Origin of the sequence: Teredinibacter purpureus (assembly GCF_014217335.1) — a bacterium.
Taxonomy (GTDB): Bacteria; Pseudomonadota; Gammaproteobacteria; order Pseudomonadales; family Cellvibrionaceae; genus Teredinibacter; species Teredinibacter purpureus.
Window position 1 is genome coordinate 2,224,257 of sequence record NZ_CP060092.1, and the last position, 23,525, is coordinate 2,247,781.

The window sequence follows — 23,525 nt, forward strand, 5'->3', positions numbered from 1 at the left end:
GGTCTCTGCGAATGAAAAAGGAAGCTTAAATGGCAGTTGTAACAGGCAGTAAACAACATGAACTGAAAATTGTTCAATATAACCCTTGGCGACGAGTGCTCATGGTGCTCGTGTTAATGGCTGTTGTTGGGAGCGGCGTAGTAGCGAGTTATTATACGGGCCACCATACGGGTATGGCGGGCCAAGAAAAGGCGCTTGATGATGTTGCTAGGTTGCGTCTGGAACTGAGTGCTAGCGAGAGTAATGTTGATAGCCTAACGCAGCAGTTAGCCAATATTAATTTGGGTGCAGAAGTGGATCGACAGGCAAGTGAAACGGTTCGCCAAGAAGTTATCGGCCTAAAAGATCAGGTTGCCGCTCTAGAAGAAGAGAATAGCTTTTACCGTAATTTGATGGCTCCCACCGGTAACAAGAGAGGTTTAACGTTTGGCGCCGTGGAAATCGTCGATACCGATAAGCCTCGCACGTATAACTATAAAGTGGTGATGCAGCAGTTAGCGACGAACCATCAGTTACTCGCAGGAAGCCTTACTGTTAACGTCATTGGCAGGCTAAATGGAGTTGATGCAACCTTTTCATTAAGCCAGCTGTCTGAGCAGGTTAGCCGAGAGGCCATTCGGTTGCGATTTAAGTACTTTCAAACCGTGCAGGGCGAAATGGCTCTACCGGAAGGGTTTGAGCCAGAGCGTATTGAGCTGGTTGCAAAATCAACCGGTAAAACACCGGTTACAATAGAAAAACGATTCGGTTGGTTGGTTGAGGAGGCCTAGCCTATGTTTTCGAAGAAAAAAGATAATCCATTCGCCCAAGGTGGGCATACGTTGTTTGATAATGCGCTCGAAATTAATGGTGATGTCCGTTTTGGCGGGACACTGGATATTGAGGGCTCTGTGAACGGAAATATAACCGCAGAGGCGGCCGGAGATGCCTTAGTGCGTGTTCGGGCAAAAGGCGAGGTGACGGGTGAAATACATGCGCCGAAAATTATTATTAACGGCCACGTAAATGGCGATGTTTTCTGCTCCAAGCATTTGGAGTTGGCGGCGAATGCGGTTGTAAATGGGAATGTTCACTATAAAGTCATCGAAATGGTGAAAGGTGCCGAAGTTAATGGCAAGTTAGTTCATATGCAAGAAGATAGCGCTAAGGTAGCGGTGCCGGTTCCTGCCGCGCCTGCACGTGTTGCTGAAGTCAGTGCCGTGCCTAAAGCATCTACCTAGTTTTGGATTGCAATACTTGACCAAAACACTAGGTTAATTGGATAATGCTCGACCGGTCGCTGTTTGGCGGCCGGTGTTCCATTCATAAGGTGTTTTTGCCATGAGTCAGCCGCAAACGTTTGTTCCCGAGCCTCTAATAGTGACCGAAAACGCGGTCTCTAAAGTGAAAGGTTTAATTGATGAAGAGGGTAACCCCGACCTCAAACTGCGCGTTTATGTGACGGGCGGTGGGTGCTCCGGCTTTCAATATGGTTTCGCATTTGACGAGCTATGCGCAGAAGACGACGCTCAAATTGAGCGCGAAGGCATAGTCGTTGTTGTCGATGCCATGAGTTACCCTTATTTGGTCGGTGCTAAGCTAGACTATCAAGAAGGTTTACAAGGGTCTCGTTTTACCGTTGAAAACCCTAATGCCTCGTCAACATGCGGTTGTGGGTCTTCATTTTCTATATAAACCTGTTTTAGGTGGTAGGGTGAAACTGCATATTATTCGATACACCTTGCTTATTCCTCGGCGCGTCACGCGTCGTTTTGTGCTCATCTCATCATTGTTGCTGTCTTCAGCTCTTGCGCCTTGGTGTGTTATAGCTGAAGAGCCTGTTGGGCTCGACCAGCCTCCAGCGCCGTCACTACCTATGGCGTCCTATTTTAATGCGCTGCCGCCAGCCCAATTACCCCGTATTGAATTGCCTTCGGGCTATCTAGCGCGAATTGAGCTTAACTCTTCGAAAGAGTTGGGCCATGCGCTACAACGCGCCGAAATACTGTTTCGTGAAGGTACTGCGTTACGTGTTAGCGAGCCTCTAGCTTTCGTGCTTCATGGGCCTGAAGTTGCCATATTCTTTCGTGAAAATTATGAGGAGTATAAATCTATTGTAGATTTGGCGGCGCGTCTGTCGGCATTAGACGTTATTGATGTTCGCGTATGCCGCACCCGAATGGGGGTTTTGGGGCGTTCGCCAACGGTACTATTACCCTTTGTGGGCACGGTACCGTTTGGGCCAGCAGAGGTCGAACGTCTTGTTGACGACAAAAAATTTGTCTATTTCTAAAACTACTTGTTGAGTTCTACCACCTACTTTTGATACCGTGCGCCGCTGAGCTGGCTGAGCAATCGCGTTTGTGGCAACACAACCGAGGAAAGTCCGGGCTCCATAGGGTAGAACGCCAGGTAACGCCTGGGGGGCGCGAGCCTACGGAAAGTGCAGCAGAGAGTAGACCGCCGATGGCCTTCGGGCACAGGTAAGGCTGAAAGGGTGCGGTAAGAGCGCACCGCGCAACTGGTAACAGCTTGTGGCATGGTAAACCCCGTTCGGAGCAAGACCAAATAGGAATCCTACAGGCGTGACCCGCGCTGGATTCGGGTAGGTCGCTTGAGGCTTGTGGTGACGCAAGCCCTAGATGAATGATTGTTCTCGACAGAACCCGGCTTACAGGCCAGCTCACCTCATTTCAATGATTGAATCGTTATTCAGTCTTCTGTAGCGCAAACGGCTAAGGTCGTTGCGCCCTTTGGCTTTCATCGATTAAAGCGCGAATTTTTTGTCGTGTTTTCCCCTCCTAAAATTAGTGCTCAATTTGCGCTATGGTTCTCTTAGTCTTTTGTGAATTAGTTCTCGTGTTATGTAGCGGTATCGAAGTAACGCTTTGGCATCATAATCATTCTGATCTATGGCGTTACATACTTTAGTGTTATTGCCTGACGGGTTTGCAGCTGCGACCATTAGCGCGTTTGGTTTGCAGCGAATTGCGGCAGGCTATTATCGGCGAAATTAAAGGGATCATCATGCTTGATGTGATATGGAATCCGGAATCTTGTGGTGTTTTAGATAAGTCTATTTTGGGCGAAGAAATTGCTCGGCATCAACGCAGTATGCTCGGTAGCGGGCAGGGGTTTTGGGAATGGGATTTAAGCGCAAATAAGCTTCGATGGTACGGCGTATTTTGGCGTGAGCTTGGTTACAACGAGCTCGATATCCAGAATATGACAGAGCCCGAAGTGCTTTTGAATTATATTCATCCAGACGACAGAGCAAGCTTTGGTGAGGCTATGGCCGAAACAATCACCAAAGGTGTCGGAATAGATTTGTGTTATCGATTACGCAGCAAAATGGGTTATTACTTATGGGTGCGTGTTACAGGGCAAGGGTTTCGGGATGAGAATGGTTGGACTCACCATGTTGCGGGCGTAAACCAAAATATTTCTCAGTTGAAACAGACGGAGCAAGCTTTACGCGCGAGTGAAGAGCGCTATAGTCGTATCATAGCCGGTACACGTGACGGTGTTTGGGATTGGGATATAGTCACTGGTGCTGTAGAGTTTTCAGAGGTTTGTTGGGAGCAAATTGGCTTTTCGGCAAGCGATGTCAAAACACTTAACTTGAGCACTATTGCCGATTGGGGCGCGCGCATGTCTAAGGCTGATGTGGGACGTTTTGACCGATCATTACGAGCGCATATTTTAGAGGGTGTGCCTTTTGATATTGAATATCAAATAAAAGCCAAAGACGAGAGTATGTATTGGCTTCGTGCGCGTGCAGAGGCTACTTATAACAAAGAAGGGAGGGCGGTGAAGGTATCTGGTAGCAATATGGATATTACCGAACTTAAAAACACACAGCTTGCGGTGGTTCAAGCGAAAGTTTTGGCAGAAAAAGCCAATCAAGCTAAATCTGAATTTTTGTCCAGTATGAGCCATGAATTACGCACACCCTTAAATGCGATTTTAGGTTATGCCCAGCTATTTGATTACGACTCCAATTTAAATCGAGAGCAGACGGGGAATATTGGGGAAATTCGTAAAGCAGGTGCCCATTTGTTGCATCTTATTAATGAAGTGCTTGATCTTGCTAGGATTGAAGCGGGGCGCATGACGTTATCGTTGGAGCCTGTGATTCCTAACCGAGTGATGGATGATTGCCTGCAATTGATAAAGCCTCTTGCTGAGGAAAAAAATATTGAATTGCTAGTGCAAACCGGTGGTTTAGGTGAGACCCCTATTTTTGCGGACAATACGCGGCTAAAGCAATCGCTGATTAATTTGATCTCAAACGCAATTAAATACAATAATGCCAATGGCACGGTTACCGTTTCTCTATCGCTTTCTACCAACAAAACTATTCGTATCAATGTGATCGACACCGGTGTAGGAATTCCTGACGAAAAGCGAGATCAGGTGTTCGAGCCGTTCAATCGACTAAGCGCAGAATTCGGGAGTATCGAAGGCAGCGGTGTAGGTTTGGTGATTACCAAACGGTTGGTTGAAATGATGCAAGGCTCTATCGATTTTACTAGCAGAGAGAAGGTGGGCACTAAGTTTTGGATTGAACTGCCATTAGCGAAGGAAGGTCAAAAAGGTGTCTCCGAGAGAGCCGAGGATGTTTTTTCATCAAAACGAAGTGAATTAAAAGTTACGAGCCCTAAGCGTATTTTATACATAGAAGATAACCCTGCGAACACCCGTTTATTTTCAAAAATAATCGATCGGTTTGAGCTGCTAACGGTGAGTACCGTTATGGAGCCGTTACTAGGAATATACGAAGCGCGTACCGCGCCTCCCGATATTATTGTGCTGGATATTAATTTGCCAGATCTTGATGGGTACGAAGTGTTAGAAGTTCTGCAGAATGATGTGCGAACGAAGGATATTCCCGTTGTTGCATTATCCGCTAATGCGATGTCGTTAGATGTAAATAAAGGAATGAAAGCTGGTTTTGTTGATTATCTCACCAAACCCGTAGACGTTAATCGATTGATTGAAGTTTTCAATGCTCATCTATCATAACAGCCCTTCTACCAAGCCGTCTTAAACGGCGTGCTCGGCACCTCTTCAGGGCCGAGCACTGTATCCTGCAGTATTCCTCTGTTTTTTTACGCCATACCGATGTTATTTGTGCCATATGATCTATACTCACTTTATCTGTGTTGTTTGTGCTTATCTGAAAACATTCAGTTAAGCGTTGTCATTATGTCTTCTCGGAACATTGGATCGCTCCGTTTTTGTTTGCGGTATTGCGTTAATGGAATGAAGTTGTCCGCCACAATCAGTTGGGTATCCAATGTTGGCTCGGATGGTACGTCTGGCGGCTATCGGTTCGGTTCTTTGGTGCGGTGCATTTTATAGCGTACGCAGTGGTGCGGATGTCTCGTCTATCCCCAATGAGAAGCAATTTCTACTGGGTATGAGCTTCGAAGAATTGCGACTTATAGAGGTCGTTGTGACCGTACAGAAAAAGGAAGAAGGTGTACAAGAGACACCTATCTCCGTAGCGGTTGCCTCTGGGGATAGCTTGGTTCAACAGGGCATTACTGACCTTGCCGCATTGCAGGGGTTTATCCCAGGGGTTCAGTTTCAACCCGTTGGGGACACGCTTGCGACTATTCGAGGCTTGGGAACCTACACGCTTGAACCTGGCGTTGACTCGGCCATCTCATTTAATCTCGACGGAATATATCTCGCCTCTCCTGGAACGACCCCTCCTGTGTTTTTTGATTTGTCTCGTGTCGAAATAATGCGTGGCCCGCAAGGTACGTTATTCGGCCGCAATTCGAATGCTGGCGCAATTAATATTGTGACAAATAAGCCTGTGCGAGAGTTTGAGGGGCTGGCTTCCGTGCAGGTTGGAAACAATGAATTACTGACTAGCGAATTTGTTATTAATACGCCGTTAAATGATGACTTCACTTTGCGTGCAGCGATGTCCACCGTTTCCCATGAAGGATACAAAAAAAGTGGGCACGATGATAAAGACCAATATGCCGGCCGGGTACACCTTCTTTATTCCCCTGTTGAAACCTTTAGCTTCTTAGGTACCGTTGACTACTCAATGGAGGACAGTATGGGCGGCGGAGAGTTTTCGCCGTGCCCCCCGAAATCATCGGCGTTTTGCACCATCGACTGGGAACCCTTTAGTGGGCCGAGGAATCCCAGCGAGGATGATTTTCGCAAGGTAAGCAATACGGGGTTCTATGGAGAAGCAAGGTGGGAGGCTGATCGAGCCACGTGGGTTTCGGTCTCGAATTACCGAGCGCTAGACTCTAGACGAATACTCAGTGCAGAGGACCCCTTTGGAGGGGTGATTATGCTCAACCCAGAGAGTAGTGGCGCTTTGGCCTCGCAGGAAGTTAGGGTCGAATCGCCAGCGAGTAATGAGGTTTTATGGGTGCTGGGCGTGTATAGGTCAAGCGAGTCTCGAGACTACACCTTTAATAACGATTTGATTTTTGCGGATGGGTTACCTCTTCTCGATCAAACGTTCTCGCTTGAGAACTACAGTGCAGATTCGAGCGCATTGTTTGCACAGCTAGAATACCCCGTTACATCAAGCGTAAGGACAATCTTAGGGTTGCGATACACCGTTGAGCAAAAGGTAATGTTGGGAGGAATTGAAAACAGTTTAACGGGGGATGCCTACACGATCGATACTGAAAGCGATCACGCCAAATTAACCTGGAAGGCGGGCCTAGAATACGATATTGCTGAAAACGCTAGGGTATTTGGTTCCGTCAGTACGGGCTTTAAAAGCGGTGGAGCGAGCATGGTCCCCTCTGGGTTCGAGCTTCCGGAAACTTACGAGCCAGAAGAAATTACGGCCTATCAATTAGGTGTGAAGAGTCGATTCAAAGAAAACCGAATTCAGTTGAATGCAGAGGCGTTTTATTACGATTATACCGGTTTGCAAAATTTAACGCCGGTTAACAGCGACTCCACGTTCTTTTTTACAACTGCTAATAGTCAAAAAACAGTATTTCAAGGTGGGGAAATAGAAACAGCGTATGTTTTCGATGATGCGAGCCGCCTAGGGGTAGCGCTCGCTTATTTGGATGCCGAATACACCGAATTTGAGCTTCCTGGGTTGAGTCTTTCAGGAGGAGCCGTTCGGTCAAGCCCGCCGCTAACGGCCAATATTTCCTATGATAAGGTGTTCAAATTTTTGCACGGTTCACGGCTATTGGGGCATATTGAATGGATCTGGTTTGACGAGCAGTGGGCCAGCATAACTAATTCGCCTAATGCGCTGCAGGAAAGTTATGGGCAGACCGCGGCCAGCGTTACATATCAATCGGCATCTAAAAAATGGGACAGTATTTTTTGGGTACGCAACCTAGAAAATAATGCCGTAATCCACTCCGTTTTCGCGGACGCTGCAACCGTATACCCACCACGGAGTCTGGGTGTTTCTATACGGCGTAACTTCCAATAATACACCCAGCTCTGTAGCTAGAGTTGGGAGAACCCGTCATTTGTTCTACCTTGATGACGTCTTATACCTCATAGATATAAGCTTTTATATTTATAACACCAATTTGTCTTGTAGTTAATGTCGTTTCTAGGAAATGGCGTTAACTGCTTGTAGTTGATTGCTATTCCCTTCGTTTATATTGCGTATTCCCTCCATAAAAGACCTAAAACCTCCCTAGTTTCAACGGCTTACCTGTGTTTGTGTGCGCATTCCCTTGACTTTGGGCTGAAGCCAAATATAGTGTGGAAAGTGGTGTAAAGTGGTTTTTTGTGGAGTAAAGTGGGTAAAAGGTGTAAATACCTTTATACTTCATAGGAATATTCCCGAATCGGCGCTTCAAGACCCGGCTTGGATAAACCAAAACGCGCACTCCATACGCCTAAAATTGATGTGGAATGCAGGAGAGTTGAGTGTTTCAAGGTAGTAACGCCATCAACATGGACGCCAAAGGGCGCATGGCAATTCCGGCTAAATGCCGGGACTCGCTAGCGAGTGCCTGCGGTGGTCGAATTGTGATGACGGCACACACTCAAGATCGTTGCGTACTGGTGTATCCAGAACCCGAGTGGCAAGAAATTCTGCCCAAAATTGAAGCGCTTCCCACCTTTAACAAAGCATCTCTTAGAGCGCAGCGCTTGTTAATCGGCTACGCCACCAGTTTAGAGTTGGATTCTAATGGTCGTGTATTGGTCCCACCTACACTTCGCGATTATGCCAATCTAGATAAAAAATTGATGCTCGTCGGTCTTGGCAAAAAATTCGAGCTTTGGAGTGAAGAGGCGTGGTTAGCCTCGGTGGCAGATCTTGACGATGAAGAGCTGCCGGAAGAAATGATGACCCTCTCTCTTTGAGGTCTGAGGTCCTAAGCATGAAAGCTACACCACATTTTTCGGTTCTTTTACAAGAGTCGGTTGACGCACTAGTGACGAATCCAAACGGCATCTATGTTGATGGAACCTTTGGTCGCGGCGGGCATAGCCGTGCAATTTTAAATCAGCTTGGCAGCGAAGGGCGTCTTATCGCCTTCGATAAAGATCCTGATGCTGTCACCGTCGGGGAAGCGTTAGCGCAAGAAGATGAGCGGTTCACCATTGTCCATGATTCTTTTGCCCAGTTAGAGCAGTTAAAGGAATTGCTTCCAGAGCTTTCTGGCTCACGTATTGACGGTGTTCTGTTAGATCTTGGTGTGTCCTCTCCTCAGCTGGATGTTGCCGAGCGGGGCTTTAGTTTTATGCAGAATGGCCCTCTCGATATGCGCATGGATAATAGCAAAGGCCAGACCGCTGCCGAATGGATCAATACAGCAGAGGAAGGTGAGATTATATTTGTGCTGCGTGAATATGGCGAAGAGCGGTTTGCTCGCCGTATGGCGAGGGCCGTTTTGGCCGAACGTGAAAAGACACCGTTTGAAACAACGGCACATTTTGCCAAAGTTATTACTGAAGCAAATCCCCGCTGGGAAAAAGGTAAAAATCCTGCGACGCGAGCCTTCCAAGCGGTACGTATTTACATTAACCGAGAGCTAGCTGATTTAGAGCTTGCCTTAACGGGCGGTCTAACACTCCTCGACAGCGGTGGGCGTTTTGTTGTGATTAGTTTTCACTCGCTAGAAGATCGAATGGTAAAGCGTTTTTTTCGTGAGCAGTCGCGAGGCAAGCAGTTTCCAGCGGGTTTACCCATTACCGAAGATATGTTGAATAAAACCGCTAAAACGATTGGCAAAGCGATTAAAGCCGGTGACGGAGAGCTGGACCAAAATATTCGATCGCGTAGTGCCGTATTGCGAATAGCAGAAAAACTATAGTTGATTGGCGTGCATGGAGCACTGCGGAGAATAAACAATGAAAGCCGTAATAATTGCCGTGCTTTGGTTGTCGTGTGTAAGTTCTGCTATGGGGGTTGTGTATGTTAGTTATGAGTCCCGTCAAGCAACACAAAAATTAGAAGTACTAAGGCGAGAGTCTGGTCGCATGCAGGTGGCATCAGGCCAGTTTTTGCTAGAAAAAAGTACGTGGGCGGCATATTCCCGAGTGGAAAAAATAGCGGTAAATGAATTGAATATGGTTGTCCCAGATTCAGACAAAACGGTACTGGTATATAAAAAATGAAGAAAGCGGTGCAAATGTCTTTTTGGCGATTTTGGGTGCTAGGTGGAATGCTTATCATTTTACCCTGCGCCCTTGCTTGGCATTTGGCTAACTTGCAAGTGGTTCCTTCGGCCGATAAAGGTTTTGAGTTTTTGCAAAGCGAAGGTGAAGCACGAACATTACGTAGCGAAATGTTGAGTGCTTATCGAGGCGTTATTACCGATCGAAATGGAGAGTTACTGGCGGTTAGTACGCCGGTGACATCAATATATGCCAACCCAGAATTGTTAGATGAAAATGAATTTGTTGCTTTAGCGTCAGCGCTTGATATTCCCGTGAGTCAATTGCGCGATCGTGTTGAGGTTTACGAAAATAAACAGTTCATGTATTTGGCTCGGCATTTACCGCCACAACAGGCGGATAAAATTCTTGAACAGAAATTTTCAGGCGTCGCAGCCGAGACAGAATATAGGCGTTATTACCCCGCCGGAGAGGTCGCGGCCCATGTTGTGGGTTTTACTGACCTTGATGATCATGGTCAGGAGGGTATTGAACTTGCTTTTGATGAGCACCTTGCGGGTGCGATGGGCTATAAGCGTGTACTTAAAGATTTAAAAGGTAATATTGTTAAAGAAAAGGGCGTGCTAAAAGCGCCGGTTGCCGGTAAAGAATTACGATTAAGTTTAGATTTAAGGCTTCAGTACCTCGCTTATAAAGAATTAAAAGCAGCAGTGAATAAGCAAAAAGCCAAATCGGGCTCTGTGGTTTTACTGGATGTTAGATCGGGCGAAATATTGGCAATGGTTAATCAGCCATCGTACAACCCCAATGACAGAAGCCATTTGCGTTCTGAGCAAATACGTAATCGTGCAATAACCGACGTATTTGAACCTGGCTCTACCGTAAAGCCTCTGACCGTAATGGCAGCGCTAGAGACAGGGCGGTACACGCCGGAACATGTTATCGACACTAGCCCTGGTTATGTAATGGTGGGTAAGAAAGCCTTGCTAGACCCGAAAGATTACGGCCGTTTATCGATAACTAAAATTATTACCAAATCGAGCCAAGTAGGTATTACTAAGTTGGCGTTAGACATAGAGCCGCGAGATATACGCGAATTATTTTTTCGTGCGGGAATGGGGCAAAGTACCGGCATGGGGTTTCCTGGTGAAAGTGTGGGCGTGCTACCCACTCGAGACCGTTGGCTACCTATCGAAACCGCGACATTGGCTTTTGGCTATGGTCTAAATGTAAACGCCGTTCAGTTAGCGCAAGCGTATGCAATGATTGCCGATAAAGGGAATTTTAAGCACGCAAGCTTGTTACGCAGTGACGATCAACACGTTGAAAGTCAGGTTGTTTCTAAGTCTGTAGCGCAAAGCGTTATTGAAATGTTGAAAACGGTTCCGCGTGCAGGTGGCACTGCCACGCGCGCGCAGATAGACGCTTACCCCGTAGCCGGTAAAACAGGAACCTCTCATAAAATTGGTGTAGATGGTTATGCAGAAGACCGGCATTTCGCGCTATTTGCAGGTTTCTCGCCCGCGGACAACCCCGAAGTCGTCGCGGTAATTGTTATTAATGAACCCACAGACGGAAAGTATTTTGGTGGTGAAGCTGCAGCCCCTGTATTTGCGAGCATTGTTGAGGGGGCATTGAAAATACTGCGTGTTCCTCCACAGGCTGACGCTGCATATGTGGTGGGGCTGTAATGAGAGGCTCGATAGAGGCGCAAGTAGCATCACGACCACGTTGCACATTTAATGCATTGGCCAGGGCTGCTGGGTGTGAATTATTACCATCCGATCCTTGTGTCGATAATATTACGTTAGATAGCCGAGATGTTTCATTAAACGCGTTGTTTATTGCCGTCTCTGGAGAAAACGTTGATGGTCGAGATTTTATTGATCAAGCCATTGCGGCGGGTGCATCGGTTGTGGTTGCGGAGGCTGATGGCACTAAAGAAGGTAGCCTGCAGTACTCGGAAGGGGTGCCCATACTTTCGGTGACAGAACTTAACCAAAAAGTTGGGCTCATAGCGGCGCAATTTTTTAACCATCCTTCCAATCGTATGGCGGTTATAGGGGTGACGGGAACTAATGGAAAAACTACGTGTGCCCAGCTGATTCAGCAAATGTTTCAGTTGTTGGGGGAAAAGGCGGCGACGATCGGCACCATGGGCTATGGTGCCGATCTGTCCTCGTTAACCACTACCGGTTTAACAACTCCCGATGCAATTAGTTGCCAGAAAATATTATATACATTGGCAGAACGTAACGTTAAATATACTTCCTTGGAAGTGTCGTCACATGCAATTGTGCAAAAGCGACACCTTGGTATTCAATTCCGATCGGCGGTTTTTACTAATTTAAGCCGAGATCATTTGGATTACCACGGTACGATGGAATCTTATGCAGCAGTTAAAGCCGAATTGTTTCAAAACCCACAATTGCGCTACGTTGTAGTTAATGCAGATGATGCGGTAGGCCACAATATTAGTACAGCGGCGGTTCCCTTAAGTGTGGAAAGTATTCGCTATAGGGTATGTACAACGAAAGGCGTTAAGCCCACATCTAGCGTGAAAAATTTAGTGATAGCGTATGACCTAACTTTTTCAGCGGAGGGTATACAGGGGCAAGTAATAACGCCGTGGGGCGATGGTGAGTTTAGAAGCACTTTAATTGGCCTGTTTAATGTGTATAACCTGCTTGCCAGTATTAGTGTCGCCTGTTGCGAAGGTTATCCACTAGAAAAAGTGTTAGCGGCAACCGAGAAGCTAGCCCCCATTGTTGGCCGCATGCAAAAAGTCGAACATGGCTATTCGACTATAGCGGTCTTAATTGATTATGCGCATACGCCCGATGCATTGGAGCAGGCGTTAATGTCTGCACGCGAACATACCAGTAAAGCGTTATGGGTTGTGTTTGGGTGTGGCGGCAATCGAGACAGAGGTAAACGCGCGAGCATGGGGCGTGCAGCTATATCAATGGCGGATCATATAATTGTTACGTCCGATAATCCCCGTAACGAAAATCCAATGGATATTATTGGTGATATCGTCGCGGATGTTGCTACTGCAGACAATATGTATATAGAAGTTGACCGTGAAAAAGCTATCGGCTTGGCCGTGAGCAATGCCAAAGATGGCGACCTTATTCTTATTGCCGGGAAAGGGCACGAAACGTATCAAATACTGAAGGGCGAGACGGTGTCATTCAGTGATTATGATACTGCGGTGACAGCATTGGATAATCGGATGCACGGTCATGCGGGAGTTAAGCGATGATGTTGAGTTTATTAACGGCAGCGTGTGAAGGCAAACTTCACGGCAATGATGTTGAATATGAACGAGTGAGCACTGATACGCGCAATATTCTCACTGGCGATCTATTTATAGCCCTGCGTGGCGACCGTTTCGACGGACATCAATTTGTACTTGATGCCGAAAGAGCTGGTGCTGTGGCACTTGTTGTGGATGCCGTGCAAGAGAGTGTTTGCATCCCACAACTGGTGGTTGAGAATACTAACCACGCACTCGGGTTTGCAGGGCGTTTAAATAGAGACTCCAGTAAAGCTAAAGTGATTGCTATTACCGGTAGTAGCGGTAAAACAACGGTAAAAGGAATGTTGCACGCTATTTTGGCTAATGAGGGTGAGGTGCTGGCAACACAAGGTAATTTTAATAATCATATTGGTGTTCCGCTTACGCTTTTACAGTTGAAACCTGCGCATGAGTTTGCCGTTATAGAAGCCGGTACAAGTGGGAAAGGTGAAATTGGATATTTGGCAGGCTTGATTCGGCCCTGTATTGCATTAGTGAATAATGTTATGTCAGCTCATTTGGAGGGCTTCGGTACAGTAGAAGCGATTGGGCAGGAAAAGTCTAATATCTTCAGTGAGGACACTCTAAAAATTGGCGTTGTTAATTTGAAGTCTCAACAACTCAATACTGCTCTTAATCAATTAACACAAGTTGAACGTATTGGGTTTGCGCTAGTTGAAAGCGATACCGCGATGGAAAACCTACGGGAAGACTATAAAGATAAAATAGATCAGTTTGTATTTGGAAAAATAAAGCATTCATCTAACGATAAAAAGAATGAGTTTACGCTGTACGCAGAAAATTCAATGAGTGTTATTACTATCGCAGTTCCTGGGCGGCACAATATTGAAAATGCACTTGCGGCCGCGAGTTGTGCGTTAGCGGCCGGCGCGACGCGTGAATCGATTACGGCGGGTTTGGGTACTTTTAGTGGCGTGCCTGGACGAATGCAAGTGGTGGAGAGTGATCGATGCGCGATGCTCGTTGATGACACCTATAATGCAAATCCCGGTTCAATGCGGGCCGCAATAGATTTTCTGGCGAACAAAAAAAATAGTGTGCTTATTGTAGGTGATATGGCCGAAGTTGGTGAAACAGCCGAAAATATTCATGCCGAACTCGGTAAGTATGCAAAGGACAATGGGGTTTCACGTGTGTATGCCGTGGGTCCTTTGAGCGCAAAACTGGTCGAAAAGTTTGGTGATAAGGGGCAATGGTTTGAAAGCCAAGCTTTGTTAAAGGCTCATTTAGAGTCGGATGTGTTAGACCACTGCGCGATTTTGGTAAAAGGATCCAGACGTTCGAAAATGGAAAATATTATTCAACAGCTGAAACGAATTGAGGAGAAAGGCTGATGTTGTTTTGGCTGGCCGATGTACTACAGGAATTTATTAGTGGTTTTGGAATGTTTCGCTACCTAACGTTGCGCGGAATACTGGGTGTAATGACGGCATTGGGAATATCGATGCTTATGGGGCCTTGGGTCATTAAAAAATTAAATCACTTACAGATAGGGCAAGCGATTCGAGATGATGGCCCGCAAAGCCATTTGAGTAAATCAGGTACGCCGACAATGGGCGGTACTCTCATTATCTTCGCGATTGTGATATCGACACTCTTATGGGCAGACTTGTCAAACCGGTATGTATTAGTTGTTCTGTTTGTCACCATAGCGTACGGCTTAATTGGTTGGGTGGACGATTATAGGAAAGTGGTTGAGAAAAATTCCAAAGGATTGCCCGCAAAATGGAAATATTTTTGGCAATCGATAGCAGGGTTTGGCGTGGCTGTAGCGCTTTTTTCGAGTGCACAGTCGCCGGTAGAAACAACTTTGTATATTCCGTTTTTTAAGAGTTTTGCGTGGGAGATGGGTGGTTTTTTCATTATCCTTACGTATTTTATGATTGTTGGCTTTAGTAATGCCGTTAATCTTACCGATGGTCTAGATGGCCTAGCCATTATGCCAACAGTAATGGTTGGTTCGGCGCTAGGTATTATCGCCTACTTAAGTGGGCATGCGAATTTTTCAGGTTATCTGCATATACCTTATATACCGGGCGCCGGAGAGCTGGTTATTTATTGTGGTGCGCTAGCTGGAGCCGGATTAGGTTTTTTGTGGTTTAACACTTATCCGGCTCAAGTTTTTATGGGGGATGTGGGTGCTTTGGCTTTGGGTGCTGCGCTGGGTGTGATTGCCGTTATTGTTCGCCATGAAATTGTATTTTTTATTATGTCAGGCATATTTGTTATGGAGACTGTCTCCGTAATATTGCAAGTGGCTTCATTTAAACTAACGGGCCGACGCATATTTAGAATGGCGCCGTTGCATCATCATTTTGAATTAAAGGGCTGGCCTGAGCCAAGAGTCATCGTCAGGTTCTGGATTATTACTGTAATGCTCGTTTTGTTCGGGCTTGCAACACTCAAAATACGGTAGCTTTAGGAAAGTATGAGCACATTAATCGCGTCCGATAAAATGGTAGTTATTCTCGGTTTAGGAAAGACCGGGCTTTCGGTTGCGCGATTTTTAACTAAACAGAATAGAACCTTTGTGGTTGTTGATACGCGAGACAATCCGCCGGGTTTAGCTGAGCTTAAAACCATTAATGCCAATGTGACGATACTGGCAGGTCCAATAAGCGAGCACGTTGAAACAATAATGTGCGGCGCCGAGGAGATTATAATCAGCCCAGGCATTTCGCGGGATATTCCCGTGATAAAGGCGGCGATCAAAATGGGGATATCGGTTGTTGGCGACGTTGAGCTGTTTTTGAGAGAGGTAAAGGCTCCAGTCGTTGGTATTACCGGTTCTAACGGTAAAACAACGGTTACAACGCTAGTAGGGCTTGCCGCTGAAAAAGCGGGGTTACACGTTAAAGTTGCAGGTAATATCGGAATCCCAGCATTGGATGTCTTGCATGACAGTGTTGAACTCTATGTGTTGGAACTCTCTAGTTTTCAGTTAGAAAGCATTCCTCGCGCAAAATTGAGCGTAGCGTGCAATTTAAATGTTAGCGCAGATCATATGGATCGCTACAGTTCGCTGGCTGTTTATTGTATGGCAAAGCAGCGAATTTTTTGGGGCGCAGAGCGTGTTGTATACAATCTGGATGATAAATTAACGCAACCACCGGCAATCAGTGGGGTTCATCGTTTTGGGTTTGGGTTAGGGGTTTCCTCCGAACAAGGCGATAGTAAATACCTTTACGATGGCGAAAGTGCAGCGCTAAAAAATGATAATGATACGCTTTTGTTGGCAAATGAATTAAAGATGTTTGGTCGTCATAATATTGCAAATGCGCTCGCTGTAATGGGTATTTGCGATGCTGCTCGTATTGATAGAGCAGCTGTTCTTAATGTTCTTCGAACGTTTAAAGGCCTGCCCCATCGTTGTGAATGGGCGGGAGAGAAAAAAACGATAACATTTATCAATGATTCTAAGGCAACCAATGTAGGTGCGACTATAGCGGCGATAGAAGGGCTCTACGCTGATTTTTCAGCCATTACACTTATCGCGGGTGGCGATGGTAAAGATGCCGATTTTAGTGCCCTTGGTAACGTTATTGAGGGCCGAATTCGTGTCTTAGTATTGGTTGGCGTGGATGCCGGTAAAATTGCTGCGCAGGTTAATAAAAAGGTTACAACTTTTTACGCTGAAAGCCTGCCCGAGGCCGTTCAAATGGCATACCAAAAAAGTGAACCCAATAGCGCTGTTCTTCTGTCGCCGGCCTGCGCAAGTTTCGATATGTTTAGCGGGTTCGAGGCGCGGGGAGAATGCTTTATAGCGAGTGTTGAGGCATTGGTAGCATGAAATTAGCGAATGTTTCGCTTTCGCAACAGGTATCCGCGTTAGCGTTAGATCGAGGATTAGTGTTGGTTGTGGCAACTCTGATTAGTATCGGTTTAATTATGGTTGCCTCAAGCTCATTAGATTTCGCGGCAGCACAATACGGCGATGCTTGGTTTTTTGTGAAAAAACAACTGACGTTTTTATGTATAGGTATCGCGGCAGGTATTATTGTTGCTGCTATTCCAATGACAATTTGGCAGCGGTACTCGGGTATTTTATTGTTGATGGCGATTTTTTTTCTGGTAGTAGTACTGTTACCGGGTGTTGGTAAAGTTGTTAATGGTAGTCGTCGCTGGTTAAGTATTGGACCTGTGTCTATGCAAGCATCCGAACTTTCAAAATTTTGCTTGATTGTATATTTCGCGAGTTATCTCGCGCGAAAGAATCACGAAATACGCTACGAGTGGGCCGGTTTTTTTAAGATGATCGGCATTATTGGTTTTGTGGTGTTTTTGTTATTGCTAGAACCGGATTTTGGAAGCTCGGTTGTTATTTGCTTGACGTTGGGCGCTATGATGTTTGTTGCGGGTGTGCCATTACTACGTTTTGGGTTGTTAGCACTCACGGGTGTGGTGTTTTTAGCGAGTATGGCCCGCTTGTCTCCGTATCGATGGGAGCGTCTTATAACGTTTATGGATCCGTGGGAACGACAATTTGATAGTGGTTATCAGCTGGTGCAGTCCCTTATTGCGTTTGGCCGAGGTGAGTGGCTTGGGACCGGCTTGGGCAACAGCATGCAAAAATTGTTTTTCTTACCAGAGGCGCATACCGATTTTATTTTTTCAATTTATTCGGAAGAATTTGGGTTAATTGGTGCGTTAGTGTTAATAGGCCTATTTAGTTATTTTGTGTGGAAAATGCTATGTCTTTCAAGGGTGGCGTTCTATCGACAAAAATTATTTGGTTGCTATTTAGTGTTTGGAATTGCCGTTATGGTCGCGGTACAAGCGTTTATTAATATGGGGGTTGCTTCTGGTTTATTGCCCACCAAAGGGTTGACTCTTCCCTTTGTGAGTTATGGCGGTAGTAGCTTATTAGTTACCTGCACATTGGTTGCATTGGTTTTTAGAGTGGCTTGGGAGGAGCGTTTCGGTGCTGAATAACCCAAAACGTATTCTTATCAGCGCGGGAGGAACCGGCGGGCATGTTTTCCCTGGCTTGGCTCTAGCGGCAGCGTTGGCTGCGCGAGGGTATGATATTCATTGGATGGGAACGGCGACCGGCATCGAATCACGTTTGGTTATAGAAGCAGGCATTCCGCTTCACTTAGTATCGGTTCAAGGTGTTCGGGGTAAGGGAGTTGTTGCGTTACTGACGTCGCCTTTTAATATTGTTCGCGCAATAGTACAGGCTGTAAAAATAGTAATTAAGGTTCGCCCTGGGTTGGTTGTGGGATTGGGTGGGTTCGTTGCAGCGCCTGCGGGATTTGCAGCAAAACTAACACGTATACCGCTAGTCATTCACGAGCAAAACGCTGTGGCCGGCACAACGAATAGGCTTTTGGCTGCATTCGCGAACGCTGTTCTCACCGCGTTCCCAAATGTGTTAGAGAAAGGCTTGTGTATTGGAAACCCAGTACGAAAAGAATTTTTCGAGCCGCGTAGTGCTCGTAACGTTTTCGATGGGAGCGCGGAGCAAGCATTAAAGGTTGTGGTAGTAGGAGGCAGTCGAGGTGCGAAAGCGGTTAATCATCTAGTCGCTGACTCGATTGGCATTATGGGCGAAACTCGTGAAAAGATGGCGGTCTATCACCAAACGGGAGAAAAACTTTTTGATGAAGCGATGGCGCATTATCGGCAAGTTGGTTTGAGCGTGCGGGAGGCCGGGGAAGGTTACCCTAGTAAAGGCCACATTATAGTAGCACCATTTATTCGGGATATGGCTGAGTGCTTAGCGTGGGCAGATGTTGTAATTTGTCGTGCCGGCGCTTTGACGATATCGGAACTGGCTGCCAGTGGGGTTGGTTCCGTACTAGTGCCTTTTCCGTTTGCCATTGATGATCATCAAACGGTAAACGGACAGTATTTAGTTGCGGAGCAAGCGGCTGTAATATTTCAGCAGCAAGAATTGACGCCGGCTAAATTAACACAGTTGTTAAATGAGTTTATCGATAACCCCCGTACATTAGTGGATATGGGGCGTCGAGCTCGCGCGAGTGCCAAGCCTCACGCAGTCACTGAGTTCGCTGATTGTTGTGAAACGTTATTTAGAGAGACGTAAATTGTTAAAATTTTGGATTCGATTATGAATGCTAGTGATATTCAGCAAGTACCAGAGATGAGACGAATAAGGCGAATACATTTCGTGGGAATTGGCGGTGCCGGCATGAGCGGAATTGCTGAAGTGCTCCTCAATCAGGGGTATGACATATCGGGGTCAGATTTAAAGGAATCCGATGTTACGCGTCGGCTTTCCGGTATGGGTATAGACATTTTTATTGGCCATCACGGGGCCAATGTACAAGGTGCAGATGTGGTGGTGAATTCCAGCGCTGTAACCGAAGGAAATGCAGAATTAAGTGAGGCCCGTGAAAAACGGATTCCTATAGTACGTCGTGCAGAAATGCTAGGTGAATTAATGCGCTATCGACATGGTATTGCGGTAGCGGGTACTCATGGAAAAACAACAACTACTAGCCTAATTGCGAGTATTTTTGCGGCTGCAGATAAAGATCCAACCTTTGTTATTGGAGGCTTATTAAATAGTGCTGGTAGTAACGCGGGCTTGGGTGAAAGTCGTTATTTGGTTGCGGAAGCTGATGAAAGTGATGCGTCTTTTTTACATCTTCAGCCCATGGTTGCGGTTGTGACTAATATTGATGCAGACCATATGGATACGTACGGAGGAGATTTCTCAAACGTTAAGAAAGCGTTTATCGAATTTCTCCACAACCTACCGTTTTATGGCGTGGCAGTAATGTGTGGTGACGATCCTGTTGTGAATGAGATCATACCTAGTGTATCCCGTTCTGTACTGACTTATGGATTTTCAAATGAGTGTGATTATGTGATTTCTAACCTGAAGCAAACAGAAGGCATGCAGCGTTTTTCGATAGCACGCCCGGGTAAAGACTCGCTACTTGAACTTTCTTTGACTATGCCCGGTAGCCATAATGTTTTAAATGCGGCCGCGGCCGTGGCCGTTGCAACTGATGAAGGCATTGAGGACGAGGCGATACAAGCTGGTTTGTCGAAATTTTCGGGGGTAGGTCGACGCTTTGAAATCTATGGTGAATTTTCGGTGGGCAGTGAGGGTAGCGCCATGCTTGTGGATGACTACGGTCATCATCCCAGAGAAGTTGCTGCAACAATTAAAGCGATTCGTGATGGTTGGCCCGAACGCCGTTTACTGATGATTTATCAACCGCATCGGTATTCGCGCACGCGTGATCTGTATGAAGACTTTGTCGATGTATTGTCCAGCGTGGATCAATTGGTTTTGCTCGAAGTCTATGCTGCGGGTGAGGACCCTATTGCGGGTGCGGACGGTCGCCATCTGAGCCGGAGTATTAGAAATCGTGCGGCGGTGGACCCCATATTTGTTGAAGGTATAGAGGGTGTACCTGCTGTAATTAAAGATATCGTTCTACCTGGCGACGTTGTGATCACACAAGGTGCCGGTAACGTGGGTTTATTAGCGGCTGAACTAGCAAAACGTAAATTTATTTAAGATTATGACTGAAAAATATCGTGTAAATTACAAACAATATTTGAAGGCCGAAAACGCTTTTGGGAAGGTGGCTGTTCTTTATGGCGGCACTTCGGCTGAGCGCGAGATATCACTTAAAAGCGGAGCTGCTGTTGAGCGAGGCCTGAGGGCGATGGGAATAGCCGCCACGGCCTATGATATACGTGAAAATGCGATAGAGCAGATTCTCTCGCTTGAATTCGATCGCGCGTTTATAGCGCTGCACGGCGCTGGCGGCGAAGACGGTAAAATCCAAGCCGTACTTGATTTAATGGGTAAGCCGTATACGGGCAGCCGTCATACCGCTTCAGCAATAGCAATGGACAAATTAAAAACCAAGCAAATTTGGTTGTCTGAAGGTTTGTCAACACCACGCTATCACGTGGTAAAAAATGATTCTGATATGCAAGCGATAATCACGAGCCTCGGTGGCACTGTGTTTGTAAAGCCCGTACGCGAAGGGTCTAGTATTGGTATGTGTACCGCTGATTCCGCCAGCGCCCTAGTTAAGGCTTTTGAGTACGCCAATGGATTCGATCACTTAGTTTTGGCCGAGCAAAAAATTACAGGTGCAGAGTTTTCGGTTGCAATTTTAAATGGGCAAGCACTCGAGCCGGTTGAGTTGGAAACTGATAATGATTTTTATGATTACGACGCAAAATACCAGTCGAACAATACGCGTTATAAATGCCCGTCTAGCTTAAGTGTAGAGCAACTCGCCGAGATAAAAGCGTTGGCGGTTCGGGCCTTTGACTCGATTGGTTGTGAGGGGTGGGGTCGTGTGGATGTAATGCAAGATGAGTGTGGAGCGTTTTATCTCTTAGAGGTGAACACTGTTCCCGGCATGACCGATCATAGTTTGGTGCCAATGGCAGCCAAGGCCGAAGGAATAGATTTTAGCCGTTTGGTAACGGAAATATTGACGCTAACGCTGGATTAGCGACGAGACAATAATGGTAACGGTATTTTGGGCGGTGTATGTCTTTAGATCGAAAGCGAGGAGTAAAGCGTGAGCGTACGCTTAAGCCACGTCGCGCAGCAAGCGATTCGGTCAAAGGTGCTGTAAAAAAGTCAAAGGGTGATAGCAGTAGTGGCGCTATTTATCCGCGTAGCATGCGTTTTTTGAGGTTTTGTTTTTTTATAGGGTTCAGTGGTTTTGTATTCTATTTTGTGAATTGGAAAGAGCTGTATAGCAAGTTTCAATCCTTGGTTAACAAGCCCGTTGCGAATATTGTCGTCAAGGGAGAATTTACGTACTTATCCCAGAAGAATATTCAAAAGATGGTAATGGACCAAATTAGCAGTAACTTCGTTGATGTTAATTTGGTTGATTTACAGTTGCGATTACAGATAGAGCCTTGGGTTAAATCGGCGAGTGTTCAGCGCAGTTGGCCAGATGGTTTGTTGATTGAAGTGAATGAAGAAAAACCGATAGCCCGTTGGGCTGATGATGCGTTTATTAGCAACGAGGGTGCAGTAATAGTTATTGACGAGAATGTTTCGTTGAGCCATTTGCCTCGTTTAGCTGGGCCTTTAAACGAGAGTTTGGCCATTACGCGCACTTATTTGGAAATGACTGAACTGTTTGCAAGTCGAAAATTGGTGCTTACGGGCGTGAATGTAGATGAAACAATGGCGTGGTCTATTAGTTTGAAAAACGGAATTGAAATAGTATTTGGCCAATATGATGTGTTGACCAAGTTACGCAATTTCTTATTGGTATACGATACAAATTTGCAGCCCGACATAGGTCGCGTAAAACGGGTCGATATGCGTTACGAAAGCGGCATGGCAGTGGCCTGGCGACTAGACTAAAAAAGTCCCGATAGGCATATTCGAGCAGCAGACGGTGAACAAATTAAAATAAACGGCGGGTAATTAAATGGCACATTCGAGCGGGGGACGCATGATTGTTGGCCTGGATATAGGGACATCCAAGGTAGTTGCGATTGTAGGGGAAATATCAGCCGAAACAGAACTATCGGTTGTAGGAATTGGTTCGCATAAATCTGTCGGTATGAAAAAAGGCGTGGTCGTCAATATTGAATCGACGGTGCAATCTATTCAGCGCGCGATTGAAGAAGCTGAGTTAATGGCTGGGTGTGAAATTCACTCTGTCTACGTTGGTATTGCGGGTAGCCATATTCGTAGCCTTAACTCTCACGGCATTGTTGCGATCAAAGATCGGGAAGTGTTCGCACAAGATCTTGATCGAGTCATCGACGCAGCCCAAGCGGTTGCTATACCTGCGGACCAGAAAATTTTACATATATTGCCGCAGGAATATTTAATTGATGAGCAAGAAGGTGTTAAAGAGCCGCTAGGAATGTCGGGTGTTCGCTTGGAAGCGAAGGTTCATCTAGTGACCTGTGCCGTAAATGCGGCTCAGAATATTGAAAAATGTATTCGCCGTTGTGGCTTAGAAGTTGAAGACGTCATCCTAGAGCAGTTAGCATCAGCTTATTCCGTACTAACAGAAGATGAAAAAGAATTGGGAGTGTGCTTGGTCGATATTGGAGGCGGTACTACGGATATCGCAATCTTTACCGAAGGCGCTATTCGCCATACGGGTGTAATCCCTATAGCGGGAGACCAAGTGACGAATGATATTGCAATGGCATTGCGAACACCCACGCAATACGCAGAAGAAATTAAGATAAAGTATGCTTGTGCACTTGCAAAATTAACTGGAGCCGAAGAAACAATAAAAGTACCTAGTGTTGGCGATAGGCCTGCACGAAACTTGTCCAGGCAAGCCCTCGCTGAAGTGGTAGAACCGCGTTATGACGAACTGTTTACACTCGTGCAGTCAGAGTTGCGTCGCAGTGGGTTTGAGCATTTAGTTGCAGCAGGTATTGTTTTAACGGGTGGCACCTCAAAAATGGAAGGTGTTATTGAGTTAGCAGAAGAAATATTTCATATGCCCGTACGGTTAGGGGCACCCACTAATATTAGTGGGCTGAAAGATATTGTTGATAATCCTATTTACTCGACCGGCGTAGGTTTGCTCATTTACGGTATGCATCAAAATGGCGAGAGTGTATACGGTGCCGAGCAGGGTGAAAGTTTTATTAGTCGGTTGAAATCTTGGTTTCAACGAAACTTGTAATTTAGAAA

At 46.2% G+C, this 23,525-nt stretch carries 20 protein-coding genes and 1 other RNA gene; all 21 read left to right on the forward strand.

Annotated elements, in window-relative coordinates:
• Nucleotides 1-29 precede the first annotated feature (29 nt).
• The 21 genes from H5647_RS09625 (at nucleotide 30) to ftsA (ending at nucleotide 23,517) form a co-directional block, all read left to right on the forward strand.
• Nucleotides 30-770, forward strand: coding sequence for a DUF6776 family protein (locus H5647_RS09625; RefSeq protein ID WP_045858130.1), 741 nt, complete (start codon nucleotides 30-32; stop codon nucleotides 768-770).
• Nucleotides 771-773: 3 nt separating this feature from the next.
• Nucleotides 774-1,220 carry a bactofilin family protein gene (locus tag H5647_RS09630; protein ID WP_045858132.1) on the forward strand — a complete coding sequence of 149 codons (447 nt, stop codon included), beginning with the start codon at nucleotides 774-776 and terminating at the stop codon, nucleotides 1,218-1,220.
• Between the two features lie 100 nt (nucleotides 1,221-1,320).
• Nucleotides 1,321-1,674: an iron-sulfur cluster insertion protein ErpA gene (gene erpA / locus H5647_RS09635; RefSeq protein WP_045858134.1), complete on the forward strand. Its 354-nt coding sequence runs from the start codon at nucleotides 1,321-1,323 to the stop codon at nucleotides 1,672-1,674.
• 19 nt (nucleotides 1,675-1,693) lie between these two features.
• Nucleotides 1,694-2,272, forward strand: coding sequence for an acyl-CoA transferase (locus H5647_RS09640; RefSeq protein WP_200911644.1), 579 nt, complete (start codon nucleotides 1,694-1,696; stop codon nucleotides 2,270-2,272).
• Nucleotides 2,273-2,318: 46 nt separating this feature from the next.
• An RNA gene (gene rnpB, locus H5647_RS09645) (RNase P RNA component class A) lies at nucleotides 2,319-2,669 on the forward strand.
• Between the two features lie 337 nt (nucleotides 2,670-3,006).
• The gene (locus H5647_RS09650) at nucleotides 3,007-5,004 is read left to right on the forward strand and encodes an ATP-binding protein (RefSeq protein WP_045861266.1); all 1,998 of its coding nucleotides are present in this window, start codon (nucleotides 3,007-3,009) and stop codon (nucleotides 5,002-5,004) included.
• Between the two features lie 274 nt (nucleotides 5,005-5,278).
• On the forward strand, nucleotides 5,279-7,423 hold the full coding sequence (locus H5647_RS09655; protein WP_045858137.1) for a TonB-dependent receptor: 2,145 nt from the start codon (nucleotides 5,279-5,281) through the stop codon (nucleotides 7,421-7,423).
• Between the two features lie 449 nt (nucleotides 7,424-7,872).
• Complete coding sequence (gene mraZ, locus H5647_RS09660) at nucleotides 7,873-8,313, forward strand: division/cell wall cluster transcriptional repressor MraZ (protein WP_045858139.1); 441 nt, start codon at nucleotides 7,873-7,875, stop codon at nucleotides 8,311-8,313.
• A gap of 17 nt (nucleotides 8,314-8,330) precedes the next feature.
• Nucleotides 8,331-9,266: a 16S rRNA (cytosine(1402)-N(4))-methyltransferase RsmH gene (rsmH, locus tag H5647_RS09665; protein WP_045858141.1), complete on the forward strand. Its 936-nt coding sequence runs from the start codon at nucleotides 8,331-8,333 to the stop codon at nucleotides 9,264-9,266.
• Between the two features lie 37 nt (nucleotides 9,267-9,303).
• Entirely contained in the window at nucleotides 9,304-9,570 is a 267-nt protein-coding gene (ftsL, locus tag H5647_RS09670; protein WP_045858143.1) for a cell division protein FtsL, read from the forward strand.
• Between the two features lie 14 nt (nucleotides 9,571-9,584).
• Nucleotides 9,585-11,261: a peptidoglycan D,D-transpeptidase FtsI family protein gene (locus tag H5647_RS09675; protein WP_236249153.1), complete on the forward strand. Its 1,677-nt coding sequence runs from the start codon at nucleotides 9,585-9,587 to the stop codon at nucleotides 11,259-11,261.
• The gene (locus H5647_RS09680; RefSeq protein ID WP_052691979.1) at nucleotides 11,261-12,835 is read left to right on the forward strand and encodes a UDP-N-acetylmuramoyl-L-alanyl-D-glutamate--2,6-diaminopimelate ligase; all 1,575 of its coding nucleotides are present in this window, start codon (nucleotides 11,261-11,263) and stop codon (nucleotides 12,833-12,835) included. The genes H5647_RS09675 and H5647_RS09680 overlap by 1 nt, the downstream gene beginning before the upstream one ends.
• Entirely contained in the window at nucleotides 12,832-14,226 is a 1,395-nt protein-coding gene (locus tag H5647_RS09685; protein WP_045858146.1) for a UDP-N-acetylmuramoyl-tripeptide--D-alanyl-D-alanine ligase, read from the forward strand. The genes H5647_RS09680 and H5647_RS09685 overlap by 4 nt, the downstream gene beginning before the upstream one ends.
• On the forward strand, nucleotides 14,226-15,308 hold the full coding sequence (gene mraY, locus H5647_RS09690) for a phospho-N-acetylmuramoyl-pentapeptide-transferase (protein ID WP_045858148.1): 1,083 nt from the start codon (nucleotides 14,226-14,228) through the stop codon (nucleotides 15,306-15,308). The genes H5647_RS09685 and mraY overlap by 1 nt, the downstream gene beginning before the upstream one ends.
• Before the next feature lie 12 nt (nucleotides 15,309-15,320).
• Nucleotides 15,321-16,682: a UDP-N-acetylmuramoyl-L-alanine--D-glutamate ligase gene (murD, locus tag H5647_RS09695; protein WP_045858150.1), complete on the forward strand. Its 1,362-nt coding sequence runs from the start codon at nucleotides 15,321-15,323 to the stop codon at nucleotides 16,680-16,682.
• Nucleotides 16,679-17,824 carry a putative lipid II flippase FtsW gene (gene ftsW / locus H5647_RS09700; RefSeq protein WP_121495364.1) on the forward strand — a complete coding sequence of 382 codons (1,146 nt, stop codon included), beginning with the start codon at nucleotides 16,679-16,681 and terminating at the stop codon, nucleotides 17,822-17,824. Before murD ends, ftsW begins: the two co-directional genes overlap by 4 nt.
• Entirely contained in the window at nucleotides 17,814-18,941 is a 1,128-nt protein-coding gene (gene murG, locus H5647_RS09705) for an undecaprenyldiphospho-muramoylpentapeptide beta-N-acetylglucosaminyltransferase (protein WP_236074854.1), read from the forward strand. Before ftsW ends, murG begins: the two co-directional genes overlap by 11 nt.
• 24 nt (nucleotides 18,942-18,965) lie before the next feature.
• The gene (gene murC / locus H5647_RS09710; RefSeq protein WP_045858153.1) at nucleotides 18,966-20,390 is read left to right on the forward strand and encodes a UDP-N-acetylmuramate--L-alanine ligase; all 1,425 of its coding nucleotides are present in this window, start codon (nucleotides 18,966-18,968) and stop codon (nucleotides 20,388-20,390) included.
• A gap of 4 nt (nucleotides 20,391-20,394) precedes the next feature.
• A complete protein-coding gene (locus H5647_RS09715; RefSeq protein ID WP_045858155.1) occupies nucleotides 20,395-21,348 on the forward strand; it encodes a D-alanine--D-alanine ligase in 954 nt (317 codons plus the stop codon).
• A 38-nt stretch (nucleotides 21,349-21,386) separates the two neighbouring features.
• Nucleotides 21,387-22,223, forward strand: coding sequence for a cell division protein FtsQ/DivIB (locus H5647_RS09720; protein WP_052691981.1), 837 nt, complete (start codon nucleotides 21,387-21,389; stop codon nucleotides 22,221-22,223).
• A gap of 67 nt (nucleotides 22,224-22,290) precedes the next feature.
• Nucleotides 22,291-23,517, forward strand: coding sequence for a cell division protein FtsA (ftsA, locus tag H5647_RS09725; RefSeq protein ID WP_045858157.1), 1,227 nt, complete (start codon nucleotides 22,291-22,293; stop codon nucleotides 23,515-23,517).
• The last annotated feature ends 8 nt before the right edge of the window (nucleotides 23,518-23,525 follow it).

Excerpts from the sequence above, each read along its gene's own strand:
- H5647_RS09625 (WP_045858130.1), top strand. The coding sequence starts at position 30 with ATGGCAGTTGTAACAGGCAGTAAACAACATGAACTGAAAATTGTTCAA.
- H5647_RS09630 (WP_045858132.1), top strand. The coding sequence starts at position 774 with ATGTTTTCGAAGAAAAAAGATAATCCATTCGCCCAAGGTGGGCATACG.
- erpA (WP_045858134.1), top strand. The coding sequence starts at position 1,321 with ATGAGTCAGCCGCAAACGTTTGTTCCCGAGCCTCTAATAGTGACCGAA.
- H5647_RS09650 (WP_045861266.1), top strand. The coding sequence starts at position 3,007 with ATGCTTGATGTGATATGGAATCCGGAATCTTGTGGTGTTTTAGATAAG.
- H5647_RS09655 (WP_045858137.1), top strand. The coding sequence starts at position 5,279 with ATGTTGGCTCGGATGGTACGTCTGGCGGCTATCGGTTCGGTTCTTTGG.
- rsmH (WP_045858141.1), top strand. The coding sequence starts at position 8,331 with ATGAAAGCTACACCACATTTTTCGGTTCTTTTACAAGAGTCGGTTGAC.
- ftsL (WP_045858143.1), top strand. The coding sequence starts at position 9,304 with ATGAAAGCCGTAATAATTGCCGTGCTTTGGTTGTCGTGTGTAAGTTCT.
- H5647_RS09675 (WP_236249153.1), top strand. The coding sequence starts at position 9,585 with ATGTCTTTTTGGCGATTTTGGGTGCTAGGTGGAATGCTTATCATTTTA.
- H5647_RS09680 (WP_052691979.1), top strand. The coding sequence starts at position 11,261 with ATGAGAGGCTCGATAGAGGCGCAAGTAGCATCACGACCACGTTGCACA.
- H5647_RS09685 (WP_045858146.1), top strand. The coding sequence starts at position 12,832 with ATGATGTTGAGTTTATTAACGGCAGCGTGTGAAGGCAAACTTCACGGC.
- mraY (WP_045858148.1), top strand. The coding sequence starts at position 14,226 with ATGTTGTTTTGGCTGGCCGATGTACTACAGGAATTTATTAGTGGTTTT.
- murD (WP_045858150.1), top strand. The coding sequence starts at position 15,321 with ATGAGCACATTAATCGCGTCCGATAAAATGGTAGTTATTCTCGGTTTA.
- ftsW (WP_121495364.1), top strand. The coding sequence starts at position 16,679 with ATGAAATTAGCGAATGTTTCGCTTTCGCAACAGGTATCCGCGTTAGCG.
- murC (WP_045858153.1), top strand. The coding sequence starts at position 18,966 with ATGAATGCTAGTGATATTCAGCAAGTACCAGAGATGAGACGAATAAGG.
- H5647_RS09715 (WP_045858155.1), top strand. The coding sequence starts at position 20,395 with ATGACTGAAAAATATCGTGTAAATTACAAACAATATTTGAAGGCCGAA.
- H5647_RS09720 (WP_052691981.1), top strand. The coding sequence starts at position 21,387 with ATGTCTTTAGATCGAAAGCGAGGAGTAAAGCGTGAGCGTACGCTTAAG.
- ftsA (WP_045858157.1), top strand. The coding sequence starts at position 22,291 with ATGGCACATTCGAGCGGGGGACGCATGATTGTTGGCCTGGATATAGGG.